The sequence below is a fragment of the Pseudomonas sp. P1_A1 genome, assembly GCF_056406935.1.
This window is the reverse complement of sequence record NZ_JBFTZE010000049.1, coordinates 1-629: the sequence shown is the minus strand read 5'-3', so window position 1 is coordinate 629 and position 629 is coordinate 1. Positions and strand designations below refer to the sequence as shown.

The following is a 629-nucleotide window of genomic DNA, read 5'->3' as shown; positions in this document are numbered from 1 at the left end:
TATTAAAGGTATTAATAATATTTAGCCAAATTAATAATAAAACCAATATCGTATTATATCGAATCGCTGCCAAAGGCGGCCAAGATTAAGTTTAAGAAGGGTCATTTAAAACACCATACAAAACAGTTCATTCTCAATGGGTTATGGAGCACGTATTAATACAGTTTTGAATGCGTAGAAATACGTAAAAATATAAATTTTAAGAGCATTAAAATTTATAAACTATTATAAATGAGTTAATTATGATATTGTCGTGTCGTTTAGTTTTACTCTCTACGTTTTTTGATCATTGAAATAATAACTAATTAATGTTAGTTTTAGCCAAACTTATCCCTAACCCTCTATTAAAATTACTTATGGAAACAAAACCAAGAGACCCTAATCCAATTACCGGTGATGAAGGTGCACCCATTGATCTTGAACTTGCCGCCAGCTGGACACGTAACCACAGACACAGACATCCTGATGGAGTTGTATCTCAATTTTTTGGACAAAAGATATTGAACACTATATTGCAACAAAATGGCTGTTTAGGCATTCGCATTTATTATGCTAATAAACAACAGCTTAGCGGCTGGCAAAAGTTTTTTGTAAGCGTAGGCAATTTCTTTATCAAAGTAGTTGCCAAT

At 32.3% G+C, this 629-nt stretch carries 1 protein-coding gene; it reads left to right on the top strand.

Going from position 1 to position 629, the window contains the following annotated elements:
* Nucleotides 1-308: 308 nt before the first annotated feature.
* Nucleotides 309-629 (top strand): hypothetical protein (locus tag AC1D2Q_RS29520; RefSeq protein ID WP_477815546.1); only part of this gene is annotated, 321 nt, incomplete at its 3' end.